Raw genomic sequence first — 4,877 nt, 5'->3', positions numbered from 1 at the left:
CGGGGGGGGCGGCCGCGCCCCCCCCCCGGCCCCCCCCCGGGCGCCCGGGGCGCCCCCCCCGCGGGGCCCCCCCCCCCGGAGGCCGGGGCGAACGGCCGGGCCCGCTCGCGCTGACTCGCGCACGGTCGGGCCGGCCGTGAAGGATCAGGCCTTCGGTGCCACCTTCGACAACCCGTTGATGATCCGGTCCATCGCGTCGCCGCCGGTCGGGTCCGTCAGGTTCGCCAGCATCTTGAGGGTGAACTTCATCAGGAGCGGGTGGGTCAGGCCCCGCTGCGTCGCGATCTTCATGACCTTCGGGTTGCCGATCAGCTTCACGAAGGCGCGGCCGAGGGTGTAGTACCCGCCGTAGGTGTCCTTGAGGACGCGGGGGTAGCGCTGGAGGGCCAGTTCACGCCCGGAGGGTGTCGAGCGGGCGTGGGCCTGGACGATGACGTCCGCGGCGATCTGACCCGACTCCATGGCGTACGCGATGCCCTCGCCGTTGAAGGGGTTCACCAGCCCGCCGGCGTCGCCGACCAACAACAACCCCTTCGTGTAGTGCGGCTGGCGGTTGAAGGCCATCGGAAGGGCGGCGCCGCGGATCGGGCCGGTCATGTTCTCGGGCGTGTAGCCCCAGTCCTCCGGCATCGAGGCGCACCACGCCTTCAGGACCTCGCGCCAGTCCAGCTCCTTGAAGGAGTCGGAGGTGTTGAGCACACCGAGTCCCACGTTGGACGTACCGTCGCCCATGCCGAAGATCCAGCCGTAGCCGGGCAGCAGGCGGTCCTCGGGACCCCGGCGGTCCCACAGCTCCAGCCAGGACTCCAGGTAGTCGTCCTCGTGGCGCGGAGAGGTGAAGTACGTACGGACCGCGACGCCCATCGGGCGGTCCTCACGACGGTGCAGGCCCATCGCCAGGGAGAGCCGGGTGGAGTTGCCGTCGGCCGCGACGACCAGCGGCGCGTGGAAGGTGACCTCCCGCTTCTCGCCCGTGTCGCCGAGCTTGGCGTGCACGCCCGTGATGCGGCCCGTGCGGTCGTCGATGATCGGGGCGCCGACGTTGCAGCGCTCGAACAGCCGCGCGCCCGCCTTCTGCGCCTGCCGCGCCAGCTGCTCGTCGAAGTCGTCGCGCTTGCGGACCAGCCCGTAGTCCGGGTACGTGGCGAGATCGGGCCAGTCGAGCTGGAGGCGGACACCGCCGCCGATGATGCGCAGTCCCTTGTTCCGCAGCCAGCCGGCCTCTTCGGAGATGTCGATGCCCATCGAGACGAGCTGCTTGGTGGCGCGCGGGGTCAGTCCGTCACCGCAGACCTTCTCCCGGGGGAACGCGGTCTTCTCCAGGAGCAGGACGTCGAGTCCGGCCTTCGCCAGGTAGTAAGCGGTCGTGGAACCGGCTGGCCCAGCCCCGACGACGATCACATCTGCGGTGTTTTCGGAGAGGGGTTGGGGCTCGGTCACGGCGGGGTCTCCCCAAGACTCGAAATCTGCGTGCTGACGGGCACTGGACATGGGCAGTCTATGCAGCGGTACTGATGACCTGGCTGAAGGGCTGCCCCCGTGAACCGAGCTCTCCCCGACGTCCGACTCCGTGTCCCCACCGATGAGGACGCGTTCGCCTGGCACCGGATCTTCGCGGACCCGGAGGTCATGGAGTTCCACGGCGGCCGGGCGGCCGAGTTGTCCGTGTACGAAGAACTCACCGCGCGGCAGCGGAGACACGACGCCGAGCTCGGGTTCTGTCTGTGGACGATCGTCGACTCCGAGGGCGAGGTGCTCGGCTTCACGGGCGCGCAGCCCTGGCCGGGCGAGTGGGGGCCCCGGGGTGAGATCGAGATCGGCTGGCGGCTCGGACGGGCGCACTGGGGCAAGGGGTACGTCACCGCGGCCGCGCTGACCACTCTGGAACGGGTACGGGCGGCGGGCGTCGCCCGGGTCGTCGCCATGGTCAGACCCGCCAACGAACGGTCGATCGCCGTGACCCGGCGCGTGGGCATGGAGCTGTCCGAGGTCTTCGCCCATCCCACGCGGGAGGATGCCGCGCACTGCTACCGGCTCACCCTCTGACGGATCGCGCGGGGCCGCCGTACGCGGGGCCGCGCGCGTCTCGCGCGAAGGCCGCTCACGGCTCGCGTGAAGGGCCGCCGACAGCTCGCGGGGGGCCGCTGACGCCTTCCGCAAGGGACCGGCCGGGGCTTACCCTGCCGGTACCGCTGGGGGGTGACGTCCGTGCGCCTGACACCCGAGACACCCGAAGTGCGCGTACCGCGGCTCATCGGCCTGATGGCCGTGGACGCGCGGGAGAGGGCCGAGGCGCGCGGCGTGCTGCTCGCCGCGCCCGACCGGCCCGATTTCCCGCTCACCGTCGTCGACTACGTCGTACGCCAGTACCCGCCGCCCGGCTCCGGGATCCCCCGCGGTGCCGTGGTCACCGTGTGGTTCGACCTCGGTGACGCCGACGGGGGTGCCGGGGTGCGTGAACCCCGGCTGCCGCTCCCGCCGTCGGGCGGTGCGAGCCGTGAGCTCGACGAGCCGGGTGGCCCCTTCGAGGTGCTGAGAACCGTCAGGCCTTGAAGCCGCGGTGCAGGGCGACCACGCCACCCGTCAGGTTCCGCCACGCCACCTTCGACCAGCCGGCCTTGCGCAGTCGCTCCGCCAGGGCGGGCTGGTCGGGCCACTCCCGGATGGACTCGGCGAGATAGACGTACGCGTCGGGGTTGGACGACACCGCGCGGGCGACCGGCGGCAGCGCCCGCATGAGGTACTCGGTGTAGACCGTGCGGAAGGGCGCCCAGGTCGGGTGCGAGAACTCGCAGATCACGACCCGGCCGCCCGGCTTGGTCACCCGGTACAGCTCGCTCAGCGCCGTGTCGGTGTCCTGGACGTTGCGCAGTCCGAAGGAGATCGTCACCGCGTCGAAGGTGTCGTCCTTGAAGGGCAGCTTCGTCGCGTCGCCGGCGGTCAGTGGCAGCCAGGGGTGGTTCTTCTTGCCGACCCGGAGCATGCCGAGCGAGAAGTCGCACGGGACGACGTAGGCGCCGGTGCGGGCGAAGGGGAGCGACGAGGTCGCCGTACCGGCCGCCAGGTCCAGGATCTTCTGCGCGGGGCGCGCGTCGACCGCTTTCGCGACCTCTCTGCGCCACACCCGGTCCTGGCCGAGCGACAGCAGGTCGTTCGTCAGGTCGTACCGTTCCGCCACGTCGTCGAACATCGAGGCGACTTCGTGCGGCTGCTTGTCCAGGGATGCGCGGGTCACGGCCCCATTGTGGCAGCACGGGACGGACCGCTCTGCGGCGCCCGGCCCGTACACGGGTCTCGTACGGCCACTCAGGCGAACGCCCCGGCCTCTTCCGGGCGGCCGGGTCCTCGGCACCGGTGCGCTTGGATGGCCTGCGCCAAGGCGACTTCGGCACCGCTTTCGGAAAGGGCACGAGACCGACCGCGGTGGTGCGGAACAGGAGTTCGGGGGCGGGTCCGAAGGCGTTCGCGGGCCGGGCCGGCGACACCTGCCTGATCAGCGGCCGCGGTACACCAGCCGGCCGCCGATCACGGTCGCCACGCAGGTTCCCGCGCCGCGCCGGACGAGTTCGGCGCGGTCCGCCACGTCGAACACCGCGAACCGGGCGGGACCGCCCGGCACCAGCCCCGGCAGCAGGATCAGCGGGGCCGGGGACAGCGCCGCCGGGCCCGGGAGCCGGTCCGGCCGCCGTCCCACCGCGAGGCCCGCCCTGCGCACCGCGTCGGCCACGGGCCGTGACCGCAGCTCCCCGGCCACCGCGACCGTGCCGTGCGCCAGCATCCGCTGGATCCCGCGCCGCGCGCTGGCGCCGAGACGTGCCGGGTCCGCGCGGAAGATCCGCAGGGCCCGCTCACCGCCGATGGGCTCGGTACCGAAGCCCTCGGCCTCGCGCGGATCCGGGTGGTACGTGGCTTCGAGGAGCTCGGGGCCGTACGGGTTCAGGAGTCCCGGTGTCAGGATGCCGGGCCAGCGCCGTACCTTCGCGTCCGGGTGGGCGGCGGCCAGTTCCTCGTACGGGCCGACGGCGGACACGGCGGCCCCGTCGACCAGGACCGAGGTCCCGGGCGACCCCTCGGCGGTGTGGATCGTCAGCATGGGGAGGTCAGTTGGACGCGAGCAGCTTCAGTTCCGGGTGGGCGGTGCCCCCCGCGATCGCGGTGGACGAGATGTGGGACATGACCCGCTCGTCGACCGGGTCGTCCGCCGGGTCGTCGTGGACGACGATGTGCTCGTAGGTCGTGGTCCGCTGGGCGGGCACGCGCCCGGACTTGCGGATCAGGTCGATGATCTCCATGCGGTTGGAGCGGTGCTTGGCGCCCGCCGAGGAGACGACGTTCTCCTCCAGCATGATGGAGCCGAGGTCGTCCGCGCCGTAGTGCAGCGAGAGCTGGCCGACCTCCTTGCCGGTGGTCAGCCAGGAGCCCTGGATGTGGGCCACGTTGTCGAAGAAGAGCCGGGCGATCGCGATCATCCGCAGGTACTCGAAGAGCGTGGCCTGCGTGCGGCCCTTGAGGTGGTTGTTCTCGGGCTGGTACGTGTACGGGATGAAGGCGCGGAAACCGCCGGTCCGGTCCTGTACATCGCGGATCATGCTCAGGTGCTCGATGCGCTCGGCGTTGGTCTCGCCGGTGCCCATGAGCATCGTCGAGGTCGACTCGACCCCCAGCCCGTGCGCGGTCTCCATGATCTCCAGCCAGCGCTCGCCGGACTCCTTGAGCGGGGCGATGGCCTTGCGCGGGCGCGCCGGCAGCAGTTCCGCGCCGGCGCCCGCGAAGGAGTCGAGGCCGGCCTGGTGGATCCGGGTGATGGCCTCCTCCACGCTCACCTTGGAGATCCGGGCCATGTGCTCGACCTCGGAGGCGCCCAGCGAGTGGATGAC

6 protein-coding genes are annotated in these 4,877 nt (G+C 71.8%); 2 read left to right on the top strand and 4 right to left on the bottom strand.

All coding sequences use genetic code 11. The features are described 5' to 3' along the window. Window positions 1-144: 144 nt before the first annotated feature. Window positions 145-1,440: a geranylgeranyl reductase family protein gene (locus tag ACFV2J_RS19085; RefSeq protein WP_385096459.1), complete on the bottom strand. Its 1,296-nt coding sequence runs from the start codon at window positions 1,438-1,440 to the stop codon at window positions 145-147. A gap of 99 nt (window positions 1,441-1,539) precedes the next feature. On the opposite strand from ACFV2J_RS19085, the gene ACFV2J_RS19080 reads away from it, so the two are divergent. Both ACFV2J_RS19080 and ACFV2J_RS19075 read left to right on the top strand, forming a co-directional pair. Continuing rightward, complete coding sequence (locus ACFV2J_RS19080) at window positions 1,540-2,046, top strand: GNAT family N-acetyltransferase (protein ID WP_385096462.1); 507 nt, start codon at window positions 1,540-1,542, stop codon at window positions 2,044-2,046. A 162-nt stretch (window positions 2,047-2,208) separates the two neighbouring features. Continuing rightward, the gene (locus ACFV2J_RS19075; RefSeq protein ID WP_385096465.1) at window positions 2,209-2,553 is read left to right on the top strand and encodes a PASTA domain-containing protein; all 345 of its coding nucleotides are present in this window, start codon (window positions 2,209-2,211) and stop codon (window positions 2,551-2,553) included. Here ACFV2J_RS19075 and ACFV2J_RS19070 read toward each other — a convergent pair. The 3 genes from ACFV2J_RS19070 to ACFV2J_RS19060 all read right to left on the bottom strand — a co-directional run. Further along, window positions 2,543-3,235, bottom strand: coding sequence for a demethylmenaquinone methyltransferase (locus ACFV2J_RS19070; RefSeq protein WP_153289195.1), 693 nt, complete (start codon window positions 3,233-3,235; stop codon window positions 2,543-2,545). The genes ACFV2J_RS19075 and ACFV2J_RS19070 overlap by 11 nt on opposite strands. A gap of 258 nt (window positions 3,236-3,493) precedes the next feature. Continuing rightward, window positions 3,494-4,093, bottom strand: a complete 600-nt coding sequence (locus ACFV2J_RS19065; protein WP_385096469.1) for a hypothetical protein — start codon at window positions 4,091-4,093, stop codon at window positions 3,494-3,496. Between the two features lie 7 nt (window positions 4,094-4,100). Further along, a partial coding sequence (locus ACFV2J_RS19060) for a radical SAM protein (RefSeq protein WP_385439648.1) occupies window positions 4,101-4,877 on the bottom strand: 777 nt, incomplete at its 5' end.

Origin of the sequence: Streptomyces sp. NPDC059668, assembly GCF_042734135.1 — a bacterium.
In the GTDB taxonomy this organism is placed as follows: domain Bacteria; phylum Actinomycetota; class Actinomycetes; order Streptomycetales; family Streptomycetaceae; genus Streptomyces.
Note: the sequence above shows the minus strand (reverse complement) of the source record. Positions and strands in the feature narration are given on the sequence as shown.